Genomic DNA, 21,944 nt, shown 5'->3' on the forward strand with positions numbered 1-21,944 from the left:
TGCGGCATCACTCAAAACGTCCGGTCTCCTTCTGGTTGTTCTTGCTCGGATCCCACCGCTCGGCCGGCGGCGTCTCGCCGCGCAGGTCGCCGAGCAGCTGGGCGATCGCCGTCATGACGCGGGCGGTGCCCTCGGCGAGCGTCGCCTGGTCGATGGGTCGACCGCGCAGATCGCTCAGGTCGACGGGGTCGCCGATCTTGCACTCGATGCGCTTGCGGGGGAAGAAGCTAATCCTCTTCGAGTAGCGGGCCATGATCTTCTGCGTTCCCCAGTGGGCGGCCGGGATGATGTCGACGCCCGACTCGAGCGCCATGCGCACGGCCCCGGACTTGCCGCGCATCGGCCACAGATCGGGGTCGCGCGTGAGGGTCCCCTCGGGGTAGATGATGACGGCGAGACGCCGATCGACCAGCTGCTGCGCCGCCTTGAGCGGAGCATCCGACCGCCCCCGCCCCTCGCGCTCGACGGGGATCTGCCCGGAGGCGGTGAGGATGCGGCCGACGACGGGGATGCGGAACAGGCTGCCCTTCGCGAGGAACCGAGGAACCCGGCCGAGGCCCCACATGAAGCGCCCCATGATGACCGGGTCGATCTCGCTGTAGTGGTTGGGGGCGAGGATGAACGCGCCCTGCTTCGGCAGCTTGTGCCCGTCGATCGTGACGAACTTGGCCATGACGGTCAGCAGCGGCAGGCAGAGGGCGGCGATGCCGTGCCAGAGGAGGGTCTTCTCGCGGGTCACCGCCCCAGGCTAGTGCTCGGCGGCACGTCGGCGAGGGCACCCGCGCGGGGCGCCGTCGCGCAGACGCGCAGGGGCGCGTCCGGTCGGCTCAGCCGAGCGACGGCGCCCCCGCGCGGCTCAGACGAGCTCGAAGTCGGCGCCCAGCTGCTCGAGCTTGTCGATGAACAGCTCGTAGCCGCGGCTGATGATGCCGACGTTGCTGATCGTCGAGGTGCCCTCGGCCGCGAGCGCCGCGATGAGGTGGCTGAATCCGCCGCGCAGGTCGGGAACGCGGACGTCGGCACCGGTGAGGTGCGTCGGGCCGGTCACGACGGCCGCCTGCTCGAGCGGGCGGCGGGGCACGCGGCGGGTGATCGAGGCGATGCCGCTCTGGTGCACCGTGATGTCGGCGCCCATCTCGTTGAGCGCGTCGGTGAAGCCGAAGCGGTTCTCGTACACGGTCTCGTGCACGACCGAGGTGCCCTCGGCCTGGGTCAGGGCGACGATGAGCGGCTGCTGCCAGTCGGTCATGAAGCCGGGGTGCACGTCGGTCTCGACCATGACGGGCTTGAGGGGCGTGCCGGGGTGGTAGAACCGGATGCCGTCCTCGAGCACCTCGAACTCGCCGCCCACCTTGCGGTAGATGTTGAGGAAGGTCATGAGCTCCTGCTGCTTCGCCCCGCCGACGGTGATGTCGCCGTGGGTCGCCAGCGCGGCGGATGCCCAGCTCGCGGCCTCGTTGCGGTCGAAGATCGCGGTGTGCACGTAGCCCCGGAGCTGCTTCACGCCCTCGATGACGATGACGCGGTTCGGCTCGACCGAGATGATCGCGCCCATCTTCTGCAGGATCGCGATGAGATCCATGATCTCGGGCTCGATCGCGGCGTTCTTCAGCTCGGTCGTGCCCTCGGCGCGCACCGCCGACAGCAGCACCTGCTCGGTGGCGCCGACGCTCGGGAACGGCAGCTCGATGTGCGCGCCCACGAGGCCGTCGGGGGCCGTGAGGTGGATGCCGTCGTCGAGCTTCTCGACGACGGCCCCCAGCGCGCGCAGCGCGTTGAGGTGGAAGTCGATCGGCCGGTCGCCGATGCGGCAGCCGCCGAGGTCGGGGATGAACGCCTCGCCGAGCTGGTGCAGCAGCGGCCCGCAGAACAGGATCGGGATGCGGCTGGAGCCGGCGTGCGCGTTGATCTCGGCGAAGTGGGCGCTGGAGACGTTGCTCGGGTCGAGGCGCAGCTCGCCGGGCATGAGCTCGTCGACGACGACGCCGTGGGCCTCGAGCAGACCCTTGACGACGTGCACGTCGCTGATCTCGGGCACGCCCTTGAGCACGCTGGGGGTGTCGGCGAGCAGCGCCGCGACCATGGCCTTGGTGACGAGGTTCTTCGCCCCGCGCACCTCGATGCGACCGGTGAGCGGCTTGCCGCCGCGGATGACGATCGTGTCGGAGGCGAGGCCGACGCGCTGCGCCGCCTTGCGGGAATCGAGGTCGAGGTGGGAGTTCATGAACCGCTTCTCTGGTCGCGTGGAGGCCTCGGGGTCACCGGGCGGGGAGGGTCGTGGGGCGCCACGGTTCGCGGCGCGCCTCGAAGTCGGTGATCGCCTGCTCGTCGCGGAGGGTCAGCCCGATGTCGTCGAGCCCCTCCATGAGTCGCCACCGCGTGTAGTCATCGATCTCGAAGGGGGCAACGATATCGCCCACCCGCACATTCCTCTGCACCAGATCGACGGTCGCCTCGCAGCCGGGGTCGGCCTCGAGCGCCGCCCACATGCGCTCGACGGTCGGCTCGTCGACGACGGCCGTCAGCAGGCCCTGCTTTCCGGCGTTGCCGCGGAAGATGTCGGCGAACTTCGGGCTGATGACGGCCCGGAAGCCGAAGTCGCGCAGCGCCCAGACGGCGTGCTCGCGGCTCGATCCGGTGCCGAAGTCGGGGCCGGCGATGAGGATGCGCGCGCCGGCGTACTCCGGTCGGTTGAGCACGAACTCGGGGTCGTTCCGCCAGTTCGAGAACAGGCCGTCCTCGTAGCCGGTCTTGGTGACCCGCTTGAGGTAGACGGCGGGGATGATCTGGTCGGTGTCGACGTTCGAGCGCTTCAGCGGCGCCGCGACGCCGGTGATGACGGAGGTCTTGTCCATTACGCCGACACCCCCTCGATGCCCGTGAAGGCCGGATCGACGGCGACGCCCATCTCGATGAGGTCGGCCGGGCTCGACAGCGTGCCGCGGATGGCGGTCGCCGCGGCGACGAGCGGGCTCACCAGGTGGGTGCGGCCGCCCTTGCCCTGGCGGCCCTCGAAGTTGCGGTTGCTCGTCGAGGCGCAGCGCTCGCCGGGGGCGAGCTGGTCGGGATTCATGCCCAGGCACATCGAGCAGCCGGCGAAGCGCCACTCGGCGCCGAACGCCTCGACCACCTTGTCGATGCCCTCCGCCTCGGCCTCGAGGCGCACGCGGGCCGAGCCGGGGACGACCATGACGCGCACGCCCTCGGCCTTCTTCTGCCCCTTGATGATCGAGGCGAAGGCGCGCAGGTCGTCGAGACGGCTGTTCGTGCACGAGCCCATGAACACCGCGTCGACGGGGATCTGCTTCATCGGCGTGCCCGCCTCGAGGTCCATGTACTCGAGCGCGCGCTCGGCCGCGGCCCGGTCGTTCGGGTCGATGATCGTCGTCGGGTCGGGCACGGCCGCGCTCAGCGAGACGCCCTGCCCCGGGTTCGTACCCCAGGTGACAAAGGGCTCGAGCTCGTTCGCGTCGAGGAAGACCTCGGCGTCGAAGACGGCGTCGTCGTCGGTGCGGAGAGTGCGCCAGTACTCGACGGCCGCATCCCACTCGGCGCCCTCGGGAGCGTGCGGGCGCCCCTTCAGGTAGGCGAAGGTCGTCTCGTCGGGGGCGACCATGCCGGCCCGCGCGCCCGCCTCGATCGACATGTTGCAGATGGTCATACGGCCATCCATCGACAGCGCGCGGATGGCGCTGCCGCGGTACTCGAGCACGTAGCCCTGCCCGCCGCCGGTGCCGATCTGGGCGATGACGGCGAGGATGATGTCCTTCGCGGTGACGCCGGGCTTCAGCTCGCCCTCGACCGTGATGGCCATCGTCTTGAAGGGCTTGAGCGGCAGGGTCTGCGTGGCGAGCACGTGCTCGACCTCGCTCGTGCCGATGCCCATCGCGAGCGCCCCGAAGGCGCCGTGGGTCGAGGTGTGCGAGTCGCCGCAGACGACGGTGATGCCCGGCATGGTGAGGCCGAGCTGCGGGCCGACGACGTGCACGATGCCCTGCTCGACGTCGCCGAGCGAGTGCAGGCGCACGCCGAACTCTGCGCAGTTCTTGCGCAGCGTCTCGATCTGGATGCGGCTCGTCGGCTCGGCGATGGGCTTGTCGATGGCGAGGGTCGGGGTGTTGTGGTCCTCCGTCGCGATCGTGAGATCGGGGCGGCGAACCGGGCGGCCGGCCATGCGCAGGCCGTCGAAGGCCTGCGGGCTCGTGACCTCGTGCACGAGGTGCAGGTCGATGTAGAGCAGGTCGGGCTCGCCGTTCTCGCCGCGGGCGACGAGGTGGTCGTCCCAGACCTTCTCAGCGAGAGTGCGGGGGCGGGGCGCCTCCGGGGCGACCTCCGCGCGGGTGTCGTCAGTCATCTCGTTCCACGTCCTTCTTCGATCCGAATCGTGCAGGCCGACGGCGAACTCCGCGACGAGACCGGCCTGAGGATCAGGACTCGTCGCGGCGACGAAGGAGGAGCGAGCGTTCGCGCGGCATCCGGTCAGAGTACCACCGGGGTGTGAGAGCGCCGGGCGGCGGCGAGGGCGGGCGCGACGGTCTCCGCCTGGTCGGGTGCGGGTTCGGGTGCGGGCTCGGGATGCTCCGCTCAGGCCGCGGCGGGCATCCAGCGCGCGGCGCGCACCATGCCGTCGAACAGCCGCAGCATCTCGGCCTCGAGCGCGCCGAGCGGGGTCGAGGCGTGCAGCAGGATCACCCGCTTCGTGCCCGGCACGGTCATCCAGTACTCGGCGTCGAGGCGGTCGATGGTCTGCGGCTGCGGGCTGCCGTCGGGCATGGTGAGCGGCTCGCCCTCGATGTCGACGTGCTGCTGCGTGCGGCGGTGCAGGCGCAGCACCGCCGAGTCGGCGTGCTCGAGGCGTTCGAGCGAGGCGGGGGCATCCGGCCGCGTCGCCCGCAGCACCTGCTCGAGCACGCGGCCCGTCTCGGCGGTGCCTGTGCCGATCGCGGGGCTCAGGCGCAGCTCGGGTTCGAAGACGGTGAGCGTCGCCGGCGTCGGGATGCCCGGCGCGAGCTCGAGCGCCAGGTGGAAGCTGCGTCCCTCCCCCGCCACCGCCTCGGCCAGGCCGCTCTCGAGGCTCGCCCGCAGCTCGCGCCGCAGGGTCGCCCGATCGTCGGAGCGTCCGACCGTCTCGTCGACGAGGCGCCGCACGGCCGCGCGCGCCGCCTCCGGGTCGGTGAGCGGGATCGACCGCCACGAGCCGGGCAGCCGCAGCTCGAGAGCCGGAGCGGCGAGCGCCGCCTGCGCCTCAGTCGACGTCATTAGCTGCTCCGTATCGATCCTCGAGGTAGTCACGGGAGAAGATGAGGCGTCCATCGACGACGGAACGCGCCTCAAGCCCTAGTTCCTCAGCGACGAAGCGCAGGTCGACGACCTGCTCCACGCCCCGCGGTGGCTGAGGGGGACGGTCGCCCTCCACCGCTTCGAGCGTCAGCTGCAGGATGTCTCGAGGAATGGAGGCCCGCACTGCCCCCGCCGCTCGATGGACGGTATCGGTGAGCGTGCCCGGATCAGCGACGTCAAGGTACAAGCGCACTAGCATCGTGCGATTACCCGGGCCGGAGGTCGCCGTCGTGACGTAAGCGCCGTTGGCGTACGGGAGCGCCTCGCTCACGGCGCGCTCGACCACAGCGATCGCCTCGGCATCGCGATCGGGCCCCGAGCCGAACGGCGCGCAGGCGGCAAGGGTCAGGAGGAGCATCCCGGTCGCCAGCAGTGCAGCGACTCTCTTGCGGCTCATCGCGCCGCGCGCGTCACTCGACATCGGCACCTGCAGGGCCGTAGAGCCGGACGAGGGTCGTCTCGGGCAGCGCGAGCCGCCCGTCGACGACGTACCGCGCGTCGATGCCGAGCGCATCCGCGACGACTCGCAGGTCGGTCACCTGCTCGACTCCACGGGGCGGGTCCGCGGGGCGTTCCCCTGCCACCGCTTCGAGAGCGAGCTCCACGAGCGCGATCGGGCTCGTCTCCCACGCCTCCCTTGCAGCACGGTCGACCGCGTCGGTGAGAGCCGCGTCGTCGACGGGGTCGATGTAGAGACGCACGCTCATCGAGCGGTCGCTCGGGCCCGAGAATGCCATCGTGACGAAGACGCCGTTCGCCTCCGGCACCGCCGACTCGACCGAGCGCTCGACCACGGCGATCGCCTGCTCGTCGCGATCGGGGCCCGAGCCGAACGGCGAGCAGGCAGCGAGGCCCGCCAGGAGCATCACGGCGGCCACAAGTGCCGCAATTCTGGTGCGGCGCATCGCGCCGCGCGGTTCACTCCTCACCGTGCCCTGCCGGCCCATAGCGAGTGGTGAGGGTCGCCTCGGGGAGGATGAGGCGACCGCTTGCAACCAGTCGCGCCTGGATCCCCAGGGCCTCAGCCACCGGACGCAAAGTGATGACTTGCTCGACTCCACCCGGCGGCACCTCGGGGCGCTGGCCAGCCACGGCCTCGAGGGTGATCGAAACGAGATCGATCGGGCTCACGGCCCAGGCTTCATCGGCCGCCCGGTCGACCGCATCGGCGAGCGCCGCGTCATCGATGGGATCGATATAGAGGCGCACCCGCATCGTGCGGTCGCTCGGGCCGGAGAACGCCATCGTGACGAAGACGCCGTTCGCCTCCGGCACCGCCGACTCGACCGCGCGCTCGACCACGGAGACCGCCTCGGCGTCGCGACCGGGGCCCGAGCCGAACGGAGCGCAGGCAGCGAGGCCCGCCAGGAGGAGCATCCCGGCGGCCACTTGTGCCGCCACTCTCGTGGGGCTCATCGCGGAGCGCGCGTCACTCGGCATCGACGCCCGCCGGGCCGTAGAGCCGGACGAGGGTCGTTTCGGGCAGGGCGAGCCGACCACTGACGACACGCCGCTCGTCGATGCCGAGCTGCTCCGCCACCGATCGCAGACTGATGACCTGCCCGACCCCGCGCGGAGGAATCTCGGGCCTCTCACCCGCCACCGCCTCCAGCGAGATCGAGATCACCGCGATCGGGCTCGTCGCCCAGGCTTCTCTCGCCGCCCGATCGACCGCGTCGGCGAGCGCCGCATCATCGACCGGATCGATGTAGAGCCGCACCCGCATCGTTCGGTTGGCCGGCCCCGAGAACGCCATCGTGACGAAGACGCCGTTCGCCTCCGGCACCGCCGCGGAGACCGCGCTCTCGACCACGGCGATCGCCTGCTCGTCGCGATCGGGGCCTGAGCCGAACGGCGAGCAGGCAGCGAGGGTCAGGAGGAGCATCCCGGCAACCACAAGTGCCGTCGGTCTTGTGCGGCTCATCGCGCCGGGCGGTTCACTCCTCATCGCGCCCCGCCGGGCCGTAGCGAGTGGTGAGGGTCGCCTCGGGGAGGATGAGGCGACCACTGACGACCAGCCGCGACTGGATTCCTAAAGCCTCGGCGACGGGCCGCAGACTGATGACCTGCTCGACACCGCGGGGCGGGTCCTCCGGTCGGTCCCCCGCCACGGCTTCCAGGGTGAGATCCACGAGCGCGATGGGGCTGGTGCGCCAGGCCTCACCCGCCGCCCGGTCGACCGCCCCAGCGAGCGCCGCGTCGTCGACCGGATCGATGTAGAGCCGCACACTCATGGCGCGATCGCTCGGACCCGAGAACGCCATCGTGACGAAGACGCCGTTCGCCTCCGGCACCACCGCACCCACCGCGCGCTCGACCACGGCGATCGCCTCGGCATCGCGATCGGGGCCCGAGCCGAACGGCGCGCAGGCGGCGAGGCCCAGGAAGAGCATCCCGGCGGCCACAATTGCCGTCGATCTGATGTGTCTCGTCGCGACGCGCGGTTCACTCCTCATCGCGCCCTGCCGGTCCGTAGCGCTCGATGAGGATCACCTCGGAAAGCGCGATGCGACGGTCGACAACATCCCGCGACTCGATGCCAATCGCCGCGGCCACAGGGCGCAAATCGATCACCTGCTCCACGAATCCCGGCGGTACCTCAGGGGGCTCTCCTGCCACCGCTTCAATGGCGAGCTCAACGACGGCGATCGGGCTCGAAGCCCAGGCTTCGGCGATCGACCTATCAACCGCGTCAGCGAGTGACGCCTCGTCGACGGGATCGATGTAGAGGCGCACCCGCATCGTGCGGTCGCTCGGGCCGGAGAACGCCATGGTCACGAAGACGCCGTTCGCCTCCGGCACTGCCTCCTCGATCGCCCGGTCAACCACGGCGATCGCCTCGGCATCGCGATCGGGGCCCGAGCCGAACGGCGTGCACGCGGCGAGGCCAAGGAGGAGCATCCCGGCGGCAAGTGGTGCCGACACTCTCCTACGGCTCATCGCGCCGCGCGCGTCATTCCTCATCGCGCCCGGCCGGCCCGTAGCGCTCGATGAGGATCACCTCGGAGAGCGTGATGCGACGGTCCACCACGTCCCGGGACTCGATGCCTAGTTCGGCAGCCGCGGGGCGCAGGTCGATCACCTGCACGACGCCGCCAGGCGGCACCTCCGGGCGCTGGCCGGCCACAGCCTCGAGGGAGATCGAAACGGGGTCGATCGGACTCGCGGCCCAGGCGCCGGCGAACGCCCGGTCGACTGAATCGGCGAGCGCCGCATCGTCGACCGGATCGATGTAGAGGCGCACCCGCATCGTCCGGTCGCGCGGACCCGAGAACGCGAACGTCACGAAGACACCGTTCGCCTCGGGCACCGCCGCGCCCACAGCACGCTCGACCACGGCGATCACCTCGGCATCTCGACCAGCCCCAGCGCTACCGGGCCCGCACGCGGCGAGACCGAAAGGAAGTATCCCCACTGTGAGCAGGGCCGTCCATACTCGTGACCGCATTATTCGTCTTGCCCTTCCGTACCCACGTAGGTGTGAACGCGCTCGATCCCTGTGAAGAATTGCTGCTGCCTGTCGACCACGGTTCCGCCCCGGACGAGCTCACGATCGGCGGTGAGTGCGTAGGTGCGCGCGTTGTGAGGGGGGCCAGGCTGCCCTCGCTCGTTGAGTGGATCGTCGACGATCGTCAGCCAGTTCGGGCGCTGCGGAGGCCCTGCCGCGTCAAGCAACGGCACGACATCGCCGCGGTGCTGGATCGATACGACGGCGACATCATCGGGGATGTCGAAGTGGTCGATCGGCGCACCAGCGGCGAACACCGCATCGATCGAGAACGGCAGATCCGGGTCAGCCGCCATCTTCGCGGCGAGAATGCCGCCCTGGCTCCAGCCCGACAGCAGCACCGGGTCGTTCGGGCCAATGCCCGCGTCGCGCATCGCCTGGATGACCGCTCGCTCGTACGGCGCTTGGATGTCCGGCGCGAGCATGAGCGCGAGGTTCGAGCTCAGATCGTTGAGGGCGCCCTGGTCGCCGGCGGGATCGGGGGCGCCCTCAAAGACGCCGTTGAGAATTTCCCAGTCCTGCGTGCTGGGCAGCGTGACGCGCCAGGCCCCAGTCGGAACGCCGTTCTCGTCGAGCATCTCAGCGATCTCGACATGGGTCTCACTCGTAAGGCCGTCTTCATCGAGGCGACTATTCACCCGGAGCTGCGGGCCGTAGGGCGCACCGGGGTCGTAGCGGGGGTCGTCAGGACCGTACGTCTCGCCGTCATCATCGAGCGGCTCGAGCACCGGCGCCGGCGAAAGGCGCTCGCGCATGAGGACCAGGGCGATCACGGCGGGGAGCACGGACATCACGACGAGCGCGACCTTCAGCAGCACCGGGAGGGCGGCGAGCGCGAACGAGCCGATGGCCCCGAGCAGCGCCGCGATATAGGGCGCGAGGAACACGATGAGGGCGACGAGGGCGAGCACGACGATGATCACGGCGAGCGCGACCGCGAGCGCCACGGCAATCTTCACCAGGGCTTCGACCACGGCGGTCACCACCTCGGCGATCCACTCGAGGACGGGGCGAGCGAGCGCGAATACGACGTCGGCGACGGCGGCCGCGCGATCCCTCAGGCGGTCGTCGAACTCGTCCAGGGCATCCCGGATGCGGCGGATCGCCCGCTCGGCGGCGTCGTCGCGGTCGCCGAGGGCGTTCGACATCGCGGTCCACGCCTGCTCGATGCGGGCCTCGTGGATCTCGATGCGTCCCTGGAGACGGTTCAGCTCGTCCTCCAGGGCGTCGATGCGGGGATCGTCGTCCTGGAACGGGCGCCGCAGGCTGGAGACCTCATCCTGGATCTCGGTGTACTCGACGCGGAGGCGCCACAGCGTCGCGCGGGCATCGGCCTCCTCGTCGACCGCGGCCCGCGCGTCGTCCTGCGCGTCGGCGAGCTGCACGGCGTAGACGCTGAGCGCCTCGGCGGTGTCGCCGTACCGCGGGTGCAGTCGCCCGAGCGCCTCCGCGAGCTCGTCCGAGTCGTGGACGACCGACTCGATCGCCTGGCCGTGCATCTCGCCGCGAACCAGTCCCTCGAGCTGCTCGGCGGCCTCGCGGATGGCCTCGGCCACATCAGCGAATGCGCGGGCCTCGTCCTGCACGGCCGACGGGTCGCCCGGCAGCAGCGCGGGCTGCGCGCTCACCGCGGCACCTCGGAGGTCACGGCCTCGCCCATGCGGGCGTCCAGATCGGCGAAGGTGTCGATGATGGCCTCGAGCCCGTCATGCACGACGGCAACCTGGTCGAGGAGGGCGGCGCGGCGCAACCGCCAACCACCGGCGACATCGTCGACCGCGTCGGAGAGCCCGTCATGGCCGCACGCCCCGCCCGCGGTGCGCCCGGCCTCCGCAGCGGCGTCGAGCGACCGTCGGGCCCCGCCGAGCAGGGCGAGCAGCGCATCCAGCTGCTCGCCGCGCAGATGCACATCGGTCATCGCGAGGGTCCCCGTTCTCGATCAGTCGTCACATTCTGCCCGCGCGCCGGTCTCCGAGTCGATGGGGAGCACTCCCCATCCCCTCAGCCGACCCGCTCACTGCTCGGCGAGCTCGACCTCGAGTTCGAGGAGCCCGAGGCCCACGCGATCGCCCGCGGTGACGGAGGCGCCGGCACCCGGAGCGAGCTCGTCGCGGACTCCCCCGCGGGTCACGCTCACGCCGTTGGTCGAGTGGAGGTCGCGCACCTCGACGCCCTCGGCGGTCGCGACGAGGAGCGCGTGCGTCTTCGACACCGACTTCGCCGGATCCAGCACGGCGATGGGGCGGGCCCCCGGATGCGAGGGCGGAGCCACGGGGTCGCGGCCCAGCACCAGAGCGGATCCGACGGGGCAGCGGCTGCCGTCCGGCAGCACGAGAGCGAGAGAGCGCACGACCGTCGACTCGGCGGTCACCGGAGCGGGGGCCGGAGCCGAGACCGGGACGGGAGCAGGAGCAGGAGCAGGAGCGGGAGCAGGAGCAGGAGCAGGAGCCGCGGCCGGCACGGGGGCGGCTACCGGCGCTACCGGGGGCACGGGGGTGGGGGCTGCCGGCGCCGACGGCGGCTCGGGCGGCGGCCCGGGCGCGGACGGCGGCTCGGCAGGCGCGGGTGCCGGCTCGACCGGAGCGGCGGCGGGCGGCGGGGCGGGCGGGCTCGGCGGCCGCACGGGCACGCGGTGCGTCGCCGACTCGACGGGGGCGTTGATCGGCACGATCGGCCGCGGCGCATCGGGCGAGGGCTGCGCGGGAACCTCGACCTTGGGCGTGCCCGGCGGGGGCGGCGGGATGAAGAAGCGGTCGTCGGACATGGGCTCAGCCTCTCGCACCGCGTCGGGTCACGCGGAACCTCGCGAGCTGCCGCTGCCACGGCGTGAGCGTCGCGGCGAGGGCGGCGACGCCGTCATCGACCCGGCTCCAGCGGTCGTCGACGCGCTCGGGCTCGATCGGACGGCCGCCGAACACGTCGCCGTCGACCTCGCGCGCGAGCGTCGCGACGCCCCCGGCGGCGGACTCCTCCGCGCCCCGCGCCGCGAGGGCTGCGGCGGCGGCCTCACCCTCGGTGCGGCGCGTGCCACCGTCGGGCACGGGCACGCCGTGCTCGGCGAAGCGGTCGGTGAGCTCCTGCCACGCGCCCGCGACGGCGCGATCGGGCTCGGCGCGGCGTCGTGCAGCCCGACGGCGGGCGCGCAGCGCCGCCGCGATCCCGAGCGGGATGCTGTATAGCAGCAGCAGGGCCAGCAGCGCCCCGCCGATGCCGATGAGCCAGCCCGGGATGACGAAGCCCTGCTCCTCGTCGTCCGGGTCCGATTCCTCGAGCTCGACGGCGGTGAGAAGATCCTCCTCGTCCGTCTCGAGGCGCGGAGGCTGCCGCACCTGCGGCTGCGGCTCGCTCTGCGGCAGCGGCACCTGATCCTGCGGGATGTCGGTCTCGTCGGGGGTGGGGAAGAAGGGGATCCAGCCGACGCCCTCGAAGGGCACCTCGACCCAGGCCGTGACGTCGGAGCCGAGCACGGCCACCTCGTCGGCGCCCTCGGGCACTTCGGGGGCGAAGCCCATCACCACGCGCGCCGGGTAGCCGAGGTGGCGAGCCATGAGCGCGAAGGCCGCCGCGAACTGCTCCTCGTCGCCGATGAGGGGGGTTCGCGTGAACAGCTCGACCATGCGGTCGGCGCCGTGGCCCGCCCGCGAGGGCGCCGCGTCGGTCGGCAGGCCGTTGCTGTAGAAGCCCTCGGAGCTCAGCCGCTGCTCGATCGTGCGCAGCTGCGCGATCGCGCTCGTCTCCTGCCCGGCGAGCTCGACGGCGCGCGAGGTGAGCACGTCGGGCACGTCGTCGACGGGCGGCAGCGCCACCTGCGCGGTCGGCACCTCGGCGAGTGCCGCGTCCTCCGGGATGCTCTGCTCGGCGCCGGTGACGCGGTACCGCGCACCGCGCTCCAGACCCGAGGAGAGGATCGCCGAGCCTGTCGTCGGGTTGTACCGCAGATCGTCGGCGCGGGCCGCGGTGCCCTCGTCGAGCAGGTCGAGCTCGCTCGTGTAGCCCAGCTCGGGCATCCACACGTCGTCGTAGGCCCCGATCGAGATCGTGAGCGTGGATGCCGAGCCCGTCTCGGCGAGCGGCGGCTCGGGCAGGTCGGTGCCGACGAGCTGGAAGGTGCCGGAGCCCTCCTCGGCCACGGCGCGACCGGCGACGTTCCAGAGCTGGCCGTCGTAGGAGTCCATGGCGGCGAGCCGCAGCCGTTGGCCGGGCTGCAGGCCCTGCACGCGGAAGAGCTCCTCCTCGGCCAGGGTGCCGGTGTACTGCCGGAAGCCCGCGAGCGGGCTCGGGTACTCGACGGGATCGAACGGCGGCTCGATCTCCTCGCGCAGCACGAAGCGCTCGGCCGGCGCCGGGGCGAGCACCGCGCCCGCGATGATGCCGATGACGACTCCACCCGCGACGACGGCCGCCGCTCCGCCGAGCCGACGACGGCGGTAGGCGGGGTGCGGCGAATCGAGCACGCCCTCGGCGCGGGCGCGGCGCCAGCCCACCCAGACGAGGCAGATGACGGCGAAGGTGATGCCGCGGATGGCCGCGTAGTACGGCTCGTCGGTGCCGAGCAGGATGCCCGCGACGTAGAGCAGCGTCGGCATCAGCACGACGACCGTGGCGCGCAGCACCGAGCGGCGCCGCGGCAGCCAGCGCAGCACGAGCAGTCCGGCGATGAGCACGACGGCCCACGCGGCGAAGTACGGCAGAGCGGCGATGTAGTACGGCGCCTGCACCGGGGTCGCGAGGGTCAGCACGTCGTTCCAGCCGAAGACCGCGCCGATCGCGAGGCCCGCGAGCGAGGAGGCGCTCGGCAGCACGCCGAGGATCGCGAGCTCGGGCATCGTGATGGGGGTGCCGAGCAGGAAGTACACCAGCACCCCGAGCAGCACCGCCGGGAGGGCGGCGAGGCGCAGCGCGGCGGCCGCGGCGGCGCCGAGCGCTCCCGCGGCCACGCCGCCGAGCCCGACGAGCAGGAAGTTCTCGTCCCCGTACGCCGTCTCGAAGCCGAGCACGGCGATGATCGACAGGGCGACGACGACGCCGAGGTCGGTGAGCGCGCCGCGGGTGAAGACCGGGTCGACGACGGCGGGAGCGGCGGAGCGGCGACCGGACGCGGGCGCCGGAGCATCGGGCGTCAGGGTCGCGCTCACGGCTTCACCGCCCGGATGATGCCGCGCAGGTCGCTGAGCGAGCCGATGGTCGCCACGACGGTCTGCCCGATGCGCGAGAGGCCGGGGTTCGCGCCCTGCTCCACCCGCATGACGATCGACTGCGTGTCGCCGCGGAAGAGGCTCGTCACCGAGCGCGCCTCCTCGATCGTCGTCTGCGAGCCGATCACGAGCACCATGACGCTCGGGGCCGGGGTGCGACGGGTGATGTCGCGCACGACGGCGCGCAGCGGGCGCTGCTGCAGCGGCTGCAGCTCGATGCGGCTCGTGTCGTCGAGCAGGGTCGTCGGGGTGGCCGTGCGGAGCATCCCGGATTCGGTGACGACGGTGAGTCGGGTCGCATCGCGCACGACCTGCACCCCGAGGGACGCCATGACCGAGACGCCGAGCTCGAACTCGTCGTCATCGGCCCACGACCGCCCCTGGATGCTCTGCACGAGCAGCAGCTCGCTGCGACGCGTCTCGTTGAACTGCCGCACCATGAGCTGCCCGGTGCGGGCCGAGGTGCGCCAGTGCACGTTGCGCAGCGGATCGCCGGGCTCGTAGGCGCGCAGGGCGTGGAAGGCGATGTCGTTGGAGGTGATGACGGGCGTGATCTCGCCCTCGAGGTCGCGCACGAGGCCCGCGGCGGAGGACTGCAGGCGGCTGATGAGGGGGTGCACGAAGAGCTCGACCGGGTCCGTCCAGCGCACGGTGCGGCGCAGGATGCCGAGCTGGTCGCCGCGGACGGTGAGCGCGGGGCCGGCGACGATGACGGCGCGACGGTGGGTGGGCACGGCGAACAGCTCGTCGTGCTCGGCCTCGGGGGCGAGAGAGGGGATGGTGAACTCGGCGAGTCCGGCACCGACGGGAAGCTCCATGCGCGAGGGGAGCGAGCGGCGGGCGGCGCTGTTGGCGACGACGAGACGGCCGTAGGCGCGATCGCCGACGGTGACGCGCGGCGGCTCGAGCTCGAGCGCGACCCGGTACTCGGCCCGACCGATGAGGAAGACGGCCGAGATCGCGAGCGCCCCGAGCAGCGTCAGCGAGAGGTAGGTCAGCTCGGGCCAGCCGAGCAGGGCGCCGGCGATGCCCGAGGCGAGGGCCCCGACGATGACGAACCAGCCGACCGCGCCCACGACGCCGAGCACGGGCCCGACGGCCGCGGCGACCGGGCGGGCCACCGGGGCGGCGGCACGGCCGGCACGGGCGACGACGGGCTGGACCCGGGCGAGCGCCGCGCGACCGCGCACGGCCGCGCCGCCGCGGGCGCCCGCGAGCGCGCGCCCGGCCACGGCGCCGGAGCGCTGCAGTCGGGTCGCCGCGCCGCTGAGGAGGGTCGTCATGCCGCGCGGTGCACCGGCGGGGTGATCGAGACGAGCACGCGATCGACGATCTGCTCGGCCGTGGTGCCCGCGAACTCGGCCTCGGGGTCGACCATGATGCGGTGCGCGAGCACGGGTACGGCGAGATCGCGCACGTCGTCGGGCAGCACGTAGGTGCGGCCCTGCGAGATGGCCCAGGTCTTCACGACGCGGGCGAGCGCGAGGGCGCCGCGCATGCTGACGCCGAGCGCGACGTCCTTGTCGTGCCGGGTGGCGGTGACGACGTCGTTGAGGTACTCGATGACCGCCTGGTCGACGAACACCTCGCTCGCGAGGGCCGCCATCGTGAGCACCGTCTCGGCGTTGACGATCGGGCTGACGGCGGATGCCCGCGAGCGGTTCGACGAATCGAGCAGCAGCGCCACCGAGGAGTCGCGATCGGGGTAGCCGAGGGAGGTCTTGATGAGGAAGCGGTCGAGCTGGGCCTCGGGGAGAGAGTACGTGCCCGCCTGCTCGACGGGGTTCTGCGTGGCGATCACCATGAACGGCGCGCCGACCTCGTGGCTCACGCCGTCGACCGTGACGCGGCCCTCCTCCATGACCTCGAGAAGCGCCGACTGGGTCTTCGGGCTCGCGCGGTTGATCTCGTCGGCGAGCACGACCGAGGCGAAGATCGGCCCGCGGTGGAACTCGAACACGCCCTTGCCCTGGTCGTAGATCGTGACGCCCGTGACGTCGGAGGGCAGCAGGTCGGGGGTGAACTGGATGCGCGAGTTCGAGCCGTGCAGCGTGTTGGCGAGCGCCTTCGCGAGCACGGTCTTGCCGGTGCCCGGGAAGTCCTCGAGCAGCACGTGGCCGTTCGAGAGCATGGCGGCGACGACGAGGCGGATCACGTGATCCTTGCCGAGGATCGCCTGGTCGACGCTCGAGGCGAGCTTCGTGAAGGCGTCGGCGAACCAGTCGGCCTGCTCCTGGGTGACGGTCATGGGTGCTCCTTGCGGGGTGATGAGGGTCGGGTTCGGGGGTCGCCCGGGGTTACCACTGCGAGACCAGCGGCGAACTGGTGTTCGTCACGGTGTCGCGCACCCGGTAATCGCCGAAGCCGCTGTAGCAGGGCAGCTCGCCCTCCCAGCTGCCGTTGCCGTCGATCGTGCGGGCGTACGGGCCGGAGAACTCGTTGCCCGGGGTATCGCTGCACACGAGCTGGATCTGGGTCCCCGGGGCGAAGTTGCGCGCCGTCACGTAGTAGTAGCGACCCGTGCCGGGCGGGTCGCCCGAACCGCGCAGCGCCAGGCTCGGGCTGGGGGGCGGCGTCGGCGGGTCGGCCAGACGGGCGCTGCCGGAGCGGATCTCGCCGCGCGAACCGTTCGTGAGAGTCCGCACGTCGATCGTCACCTGCTGGCTCGCATTGCCGCCGGTGAAGCGGGCCTCCCGGTTGTTCGCGCCGGTCGTCTGCCACCCTCCGCCGTTGAAGCGGTACTCGTACTGCCCGACCTGTCCGGGTGCCGGGTCCCAGCGGAAGGTCACCGCCGAGGTCGTGATGTCGCTCGAGCTGATCCCGCCCGGGCGGCCGGGCGTCGGCGTGGCCGAGCCGGCGGTCGCCGTCGCCGGGCTCCAGTCCCGGGCGTTGCGGGCCTCGACCCGGGCCGAGTAGGCCGTACCGACGGTCTTGCCGGCGAAGGTGTAGCTCGTGACGTTGCCGAGCTCGACGATCTGCCCGTCGCTCAAGGTGACGCGGTAGTTGGTGATCGGGCGCCCGTTGTTCGCTCCCGCGCTCCAGCTGACCGTCACGTTGCCGTTGCCGTTGCTCGTCGCCGAGATGCTCGCGCTCGCCGGAGCGGCCGGGGCGCCGAAGGGGCGGGCCGTGGCGCTCGCCGCGGAATCCTCGCTCCAGCCGTGCACGTTGTGCGCGCCGACGCGGAACGTGTAGTCCTGGCCGTTGGCGAGGCCCTCGATCGTGTGCTGACCGGCCTGTGCGACCGTGCGCTGCTCGCCGCCCCACTTGATGACGTAGGAGTCGTTCGGATTGCCGTTGGAGGCAGGCGGCTGGAAGCTGATGGTCACCGAGCCGTCGCCCTCGGTCACGATGGCGGGTGCTCCCGGGCGGTCGGGACGATCCTCGACCGTGACGATGAAGGAGCCCTGCACCTGGCGCGCGGGGTCCTCGGTCGCGTCGCCGACCACGTAGACGACCGCGACGTCGCCGATGAAGGAGGACACGGCATCCACCGTGATCTCGCCGGAGGCGCGGTCGAGCGAGACGCGCGCGCCCGAGGCGGAGTTCGTGATCGAGGCCGACTCCAGCGTCAGCGGCTCCCCCGACGCGGCGAAGGGGTTGAAGTCGTTGGCGAGCACGTTCACGGTCGCGCTGTCGCCGCGCTGGGCGACCGCCCGGTCCTCTGCGGGCTGGGCGAGCGGGCGCGTGCTCGAGACCGTCGTCACGGTGACCGTCCCCGGAACGGTGAACTCGCCGTACTGCAGGCTCACCTCGAAGGTGCCGACCGTGCCCGGCTGCGTGCCGCGCGGCGAGGAGACGGTGAACTGCGAGCCCGAGAGGCGCGCATCGATCGCGGCGGTGCCGCCGGTGGGCCCGGAGTAGTCGACCTCGGCGATGATGGCCGGGTTGGGGTGCCCGGTCGAGTCGCGCAGGTCGATGGTGACCGGCTCCTCGCCCGCCTCGATGGTGACGTTCTGCGGGGTGAACGTGGGAGGGGCATCCCGGAAATCAGGATCGCCGACCGTGATCGGGAGGGTGATGAGGGCGGTGCGGCCGGTCGGATCATCGGCGGATTCGCCGTCGGTGACCTCGAAGCTGAGGGATGCCGCCCCGCGGTAATCGGTGAACGGCGCGTACTGCAGCGTGTCGGCGTCGACGACGAGCTCGCCGCCCGACCCGTTCGTGGCGGAGACCGTCGCGGGGCTCGTGATGATCGCGGGCTGACCGCTCGGCACGATGAGGATGTCCTCGAGATCCCACTCCCCGCTGCCGTTCATCTCGATGATCTGCTCGGGCAGCGCCGGATCGAGGTACGGCGGCGGGAAGGTCTCCTCCGCGCCCGCGGCGGGCGGCACGATGATGAAGGCCTGCGCCGAGAGCTCGTCGAGCTCGTTGGTGAGCCGGTAGGCGATGGCGATGCGGAACTGCTCGGCTCTCACCGCGATGGTGCCGTCGTCGAGCACGGTCGCCGCGTCGGCGTTCGGCCCCTCGATGGAGACGACGAGATCGTCGATGCGACCGCCCGGGTTCGTCGCGCCCTCGCGGACGTCGACCTCCACGGCGTCCTCGCCGATGACGTCCGCGGGTTCCAGCACGTGATCGATCGCCGTCGGAGGCAGGATCTCGGCGTCGGCGCGCACCTCGACCTGCACGAAGGCGGTGTCGACCCCGCGAGCGTCGTTCGCGATCTGGTACCGAAGCGTGTAGGTGCCCTCCTCCTCGGGGGCGGTCACGACGATCTGGGTGCGGTCGATCTCGGCCTCGAGCCCGCGGTCGACCTCGACGATGTCGCTGAGCGAGATCGACCGGCCGCCGGGATCGGAGTCGTTGGCGAGGACGGGCACCGTGGCCGTGCGACCCGGGCGCACCACGGCCCGGTCGTCGACGGCGTTCGGCGGGAGCAGCTGCTCGGGCGGCGGGACGACGCCGATGCGCACGGTTCCGATCGCGGTGAGGCCGAAGGTGTCCTGCACGCGGTAGCGGAACTCGTCGGTGCCGCGCGAGCCCGCGAAGGCCTCGTAGGTGATCGAGGTGCTCGTGGTGCTCACGACGCGGCCGAGGAAGGGCGCAGAGGTGAGGCCCACGAGCACGGTCGAGTCGCCATCCGGGTCGATGCGATCGAGGGGGATGTCGATGGTGGTCGTGGAACCCGCGATGACCCGCCCGGTCACGGGCACCGGGATGGGCTCCCGATTGTCGGCGGCATCCGCCGCGACGACGGTGACGCGCACCTGCGCCGTCGCGCTCTCGCCGAAGTCGTCGACGATGCGGTAGCCGACCGAGTACACCCCGGGCTCCTGCGGCGCCTGGTAGCGCACCTGATCGCCCGAGACGAAGGCGAGGCCGCCGACGTTCTCGAGATCGAGAAGATCGGGGGCCAGCTCGATGCGCGACCCGTCGGGGTGCCGATCGTTGTCGAGCACGTCGACGGCGACGATGTCGCGGGAGCGCACGGTCACGGGGTCGTCGACGGCGATGGGGGGCTGGTGCTTCACGAGCGGGGGCAGCGGGATGACCGTCACCCCGGCCGTCGAGGTGCCGAGCCCGTCGGAGATCGTGTACGTGAACTGCGTCTGCTCGGTCACGGCCGTCGACGCCGTGACGCGGATGACCTGGTTGCCGAGCACCTCGACCGAGATGCCGGGATCGACCGTCGAGGTGTCGACCGACTGCACGGCCATGACCCGGCCCCCGGGCGAGACGTCGTTGGCGAGCACCGAGACCGAGGTCGGCTGTCCCGGCCGCAGGAACGCGACGTCCTTCACCGCGACCGGCGGGAGGTCGTTCTCCGGGCTCTCGAGCACGTCGATGCGGATGAGCCCGACGCTGTCGGCGGCACCGGCCCCGAGCGTGTAGACGACGTAGTACACGCCCGCCGCCTCGGCGGAGACCGTGACCGTGCCGCGATCGAGCGTCGCGACCGGCTCGATGCCCTCGGTGATCGCCTCGACCCCGCGCAGCTCGAGCGGCGCACCGGAGGGCGAGAGGTCGTTGAGCAGGGGCTCGACCACGACCGGCTCGCCCACGTAGGTCGTCGCGAAGTCGGCCGTGCCGACCGGGTCGACCGTGCCGGCGGCCTTGACGTCGATCGTGAGGACGCCGCTGGCCTCGGCCCGGCCGTCGCCGACCGTGAAGGGCACCTCGGTGATGCCGAGCTGGCCGGAGCGGTGCTCGAAGCTCAGGAGCCCGTCGGGGCTCGAGCTCACGATGTCGTTGCCGCTCGGCGCCGCGGCCACGAGGAGGATGTCGTCGCCGTCGGGGTCGATCCAATCGGCGAGCACGTTGTACTCGATCGTCTGGCCCTGCTCGATCGTGACGGCCGCGCTGCGCACCGAGCGGGGAGGCTCGTTGAGATCGTCGGGGCGCAGCGTCACCTGGACCTGGGCCTCGGCGACGCCGCCGGGGCGCCCATCGGTGATCGTGTACCGGAAGGTGACCGTGCCCCGCGCCTCCGGCGCCGGCGTGAGCTGCAGCGCGCGACCCCCGTCGATCGCCGAGAGCGCGCCCCAGCTCTCCGGGATCCCCGAGGTGTCGGACACGGTGAGCACGTCCCCGTCGGGGTCGGAGTCGTTGTCGAGCACCGGCAGCACCGTCGAGGAGCCGGGGCGGACGCCGAACTGATCGTCGCGGGCCAGCGGGGGCCGGTTCTGGTCGGTGCGCTCCGCGAGGGTGTCCTCGAAGGACTGCGTGGCCGACTTCTCGTCGCCCTCCTCGGTCTGCTCCTGCTCGGGCGGCGTGACCTCGTCCCAGTTCTGCACGAGCGCCATGTTCGAGTCGACGAGCCAGGAATCGCCCGTTGTGAGGTTGTTGAGGGCGATGACGGAGCGGTTGACGCGGAACTCGAGCCGGTTGCCGCTGGTCGGGCGGCTGAGGTCCTCCACTCCGACCCTGCCGTCGGCGCACGAGAAGGCGTAGCGGGCGGAGCCCGACCAGGCGCCGTGCGCGCAGCCGTCGAGTCGCACGGGTGCGGCGACGTCGTCGGGGCTCGCGGCAGGGGCATCCACCTCGCCGTCGATGGTCGCGATGTCGCCGCCGCCCAGCGGGATGCTCAGCAGACCGGTCGCCGTCGCGACGAGGGCGGCTTCGTGCTCCGCACCCGCCTGCTGGACGCGCAGGCCCGCCTCGGGGAGCTCGACGGGGCCGCGGCCGGCGACGACGAGCGCGGAGGCCTCGGTGTCGAGCGCGACGGCCGTCTCGCCGACGGCGGAGAGCTGGTGCTCGCCGATCGGACCGAAGGCGGCGGTCGCGGGCTCGGCGCCCGGGGCGGCGATGGTGTGCAGCTCGTCCGATTCGGGGTCGCTCGCGAAGGCGGTGCCGTCGACGGAGACGGCCACGTGCCCGCCGCGGCCGAGCTCGACCGCCGGCTCCTCGCTGAGCACGTCGAGCACGATGCCGTTGGCGATGTCGGTGACCCAGACCTCGCCCGACGCCGGATCGTGCACCGCGAGAGTGGTGCCGCCGAGCGCGACCTCGGCCCCGACGGGGATCTCGGTCAGGCTCTCGAGCGTCGTGTAGGAGGGGTTGATGGTCTCGACGGTGCCGAGGCTCGGGTCGTGCAGCACGACCGCCTCGCCGTTCTGCAGCACGTCGGCCTGCCCGGTGACGGTCGGCACGGCGGCGTTGAGGGCCTCGATCTGACGGTTCAGGCGCCCGGCCAGCTGCTCCTCGCCGTTGGTGACCCAGACGATGCGGGCATCGAGATCGACCTCGGAGACGGGGAAGCCCTCGTGGAGGACGGCGAGGACGGTGGGCACGGCGATGACGAGGGCGAGCGCCGTCGTCGAGGCGATGGATGCTCTGGTGCGCTTCGCACCGCTGAACACACCCACCAGGCTCCCCGTTCCTCGACGACCGTTCCCCACGGTCCGCCGACGACCGTACCACGACCGAGAAACCGTCAGGAACGCGGCCCCCGATGCCGG

The 21,944-nt window shown here is 71.9% G+C and carries 19 protein-coding genes; all 19 read right to left on the reverse strand.

The genetic code is table 11. The annotated features are described in order from the left end of the window. Positions 1-7: 7 nt before the first annotated feature. The gene (locus OVN18_RS01340; protein WP_324287785.1) at positions 8-739 is read right to left on the reverse strand and encodes a lysophospholipid acyltransferase family protein; all 732 of its coding nucleotides are present in this window, start codon (positions 737-739) and stop codon (positions 8-10) included. Between the two features lie 117 nt (positions 740-856). Then, the gene (murA, locus tag OVN18_RS01345) at positions 857-2,224 is read right to left on the reverse strand and encodes a UDP-N-acetylglucosamine 1-carboxyvinyltransferase (protein ID WP_267737729.1); all 1,368 of its coding nucleotides are present in this window, start codon (positions 2,222-2,224) and stop codon (positions 857-859) included. Between the two features lie 34 nt (positions 2,225-2,258). Continuing rightward, positions 2,259-2,855, reverse strand: coding sequence for a 3-isopropylmalate dehydratase small subunit (leuD, locus tag OVN18_RS01350; protein WP_267737730.1), 597 nt, complete (start codon positions 2,853-2,855; stop codon positions 2,259-2,261). After that, positions 2,855-4,354 carry a 3-isopropylmalate dehydratase large subunit gene (leuC, locus tag OVN18_RS01355; protein WP_267781479.1) on the reverse strand — a complete coding sequence of 500 codons (1,500 nt, stop codon included), beginning with the start codon at positions 4,352-4,354 and terminating at the stop codon, positions 2,855-2,857. Before leuC ends, leuD begins: the two co-directional genes overlap by 1 nt. A 230-nt stretch (positions 4,355-4,584) precedes the next feature. Beyond that, positions 4,585-5,259 carry a hypothetical protein gene (locus OVN18_RS01360; RefSeq protein ID WP_267781481.1) on the reverse strand — a complete coding sequence of 225 codons (675 nt, stop codon included), beginning with the start codon at positions 5,257-5,259 and terminating at the stop codon, positions 4,585-4,587. Beyond that, complete coding sequence (locus OVN18_RS01365; protein WP_267781482.1) at positions 5,246-5,737, reverse strand: hypothetical protein; 492 nt, start codon at positions 5,735-5,737, stop codon at positions 5,246-5,248. Before OVN18_RS01365 ends, OVN18_RS01360 begins: the two co-directional genes overlap by 14 nt. A 13-nt stretch (positions 5,738-5,750) precedes the next feature. After that, positions 5,751-6,218: a hypothetical protein gene (locus OVN18_RS01370; RefSeq protein WP_267781483.1), complete on the reverse strand. Its 468-nt coding sequence runs from the start codon at positions 6,216-6,218 to the stop codon at positions 5,751-5,753. Positions 6,219-6,258: 40 nt separating this feature from the next. Then, positions 6,259-6,729, reverse strand: coding sequence for a hypothetical protein (locus tag OVN18_RS01375; RefSeq protein WP_267781484.1), 471 nt, complete (start codon positions 6,727-6,729; stop codon positions 6,259-6,261). 40 nt (positions 6,730-6,769) lie between these two features. Next, positions 6,770-7,225 (reverse strand): hypothetical protein, encoded by a 456-nt coding sequence (locus OVN18_RS01380; RefSeq protein ID WP_267781486.1) that lies wholly within the window; start codon positions 7,223-7,225, stop codon positions 6,770-6,772. Positions 7,226-7,277: 52 nt separating this feature from the next. Then, a complete protein-coding gene (locus OVN18_RS01385) occupies positions 7,278-7,733 on the reverse strand; it encodes a hypothetical protein (protein ID WP_267781487.1) in 456 nt (151 codons plus the stop codon). 52 nt (positions 7,734-7,785) lie between these two features. Beyond that, complete coding sequence (locus tag OVN18_RS01390; protein WP_267781489.1) at positions 7,786-8,265, reverse strand: hypothetical protein; 480 nt, start codon at positions 8,263-8,265, stop codon at positions 7,786-7,788. A 28-nt stretch (positions 8,266-8,293) separates the two neighbouring features. Beyond that, complete coding sequence (locus OVN18_RS01395) at positions 8,294-8,686, reverse strand: hypothetical protein (RefSeq protein WP_267781491.1); 393 nt, start codon at positions 8,684-8,686, stop codon at positions 8,294-8,296. A gap of 101 nt (positions 8,687-8,787) precedes the next feature. Then, positions 8,788-10,476 carry a putative T7SS-secreted protein gene (locus OVN18_RS01400; protein WP_324287786.1) on the reverse strand — a complete coding sequence of 563 codons (1,689 nt, stop codon included), beginning with the start codon at positions 10,474-10,476 and terminating at the stop codon, positions 8,788-8,790. After that, entirely contained in the window at positions 10,473-10,766 is a 294-nt protein-coding gene (locus OVN18_RS01405) for a hypothetical protein (protein ID WP_267737739.1), read from the reverse strand. The genes OVN18_RS01400 and OVN18_RS01405 overlap by 4 nt, the downstream gene beginning before the upstream one ends. A 96-nt stretch (positions 10,767-10,862) precedes the next feature. Further along, a complete protein-coding gene (locus OVN18_RS01410; protein ID WP_267781493.1) occupies positions 10,863-11,612 on the reverse strand; it encodes an FHA domain-containing protein in 750 nt (249 codons plus the stop codon). Positions 11,613-11,616: 4 nt separating this feature from the next. After that, positions 11,617-13,983 (reverse strand): transglutaminase-like domain-containing protein, encoded by a 2,367-nt coding sequence (locus tag OVN18_RS01415; RefSeq protein ID WP_267781494.1) that lies wholly within the window; start codon positions 13,981-13,983, stop codon positions 11,617-11,619. Next, complete coding sequence (locus OVN18_RS01420) at positions 13,980-15,326, reverse strand: DUF58 domain-containing protein (protein ID WP_267781496.1); 1,347 nt, start codon at positions 15,324-15,326, stop codon at positions 13,980-13,982. The genes OVN18_RS01415 and OVN18_RS01420 overlap by 4 nt, the downstream gene beginning before the upstream one ends. Continuing rightward, complete coding sequence (locus tag OVN18_RS01425; RefSeq protein ID WP_267737744.1) at positions 15,323-16,291, reverse strand: AAA family ATPase; 969 nt, start codon at positions 16,289-16,291, stop codon at positions 15,323-15,325. The genes OVN18_RS01420 and OVN18_RS01425 overlap by 4 nt, the downstream gene beginning before the upstream one ends. A gap of 49 nt (positions 16,292-16,340) precedes the next feature. Then, positions 16,341-21,851 (reverse strand): Ig-like domain-containing protein, encoded by a 5,511-nt coding sequence (locus tag OVN18_RS01430; protein WP_267781497.1) that lies wholly within the window; start codon positions 21,849-21,851, stop codon positions 16,341-16,343. Positions 21,852-21,944 lie beyond the last annotated feature (93 nt).

The sequence above is a fragment of the Microcella daejeonensis genome (genome assembly GCF_026625045.1).
In the GTDB taxonomy this organism is placed as follows: domain Bacteria; phylum Actinomycetota; class Actinomycetes; order Actinomycetales; family Microbacteriaceae; genus Microcella; species Microcella daejeonensis.